This window comes from Streptomyces sp. SID12501 (genome assembly GCF_010550245.1).
Taxonomy (GTDB): Bacteria; Actinomycetota; Actinomycetes; order Streptomycetales; family Streptomycetaceae; genus Streptomyces.
On the sequence record NZ_JAAGLU010000681.1, the window covers coordinates 1 to 437 of the forward strand.

Annotated in this window: 1 pseudogene; it reads left to right on the forward strand. The window is 70.7% G+C overall.

Features of this window, described 5'->3' with window-relative positions:
- Window position 1 precedes the first annotated feature (1 nt).
- Window positions 2–437: pseudogene (locus tag G3I71_RS47895) on the forward strand (tryptophan--tRNA ligase); the annotation flags it as partial.

Below are 437 nucleotides of genomic sequence, written 5' to 3' on the forward strand. Positions count from 1 at the left end.
CTTGACCCTGGGGAACTCCCTGGGGGCCTGGCGGCAGTGGGTGGCCGCCGAGCAGAAGGCCGATGACGCGCTGTTCTGCGTCGTCGATCTGCACGCCCTCACCGTCGACCACGATCCGGCGCGGGTGCGCCGGCTCAGCAGGCAGGCCGCGACGCTGTTGCTCGCCGCGGGATTGGGGCCCGAGAAGTGCACGCTGTTCGTGCAGAGCCACGTGGACGAGCACACCCGGCTGGCGTACCTGCTGGAGTGCACCGCGACCGACGGGGAACTGCGGCGGATGGTCCAGTACCGCGAGAAGGCGACGCGGGCGCGGGACGCCGGGGAAGGGGTGCGGCTGTCGTTGCTCACCTATCCCGTGCTGATGGCGGCCGACATCCTCGCCTACGGGACGGACCAGGTGCCGGTCGGTGAGGACCAGCGGCAGCACGTGGAACTGA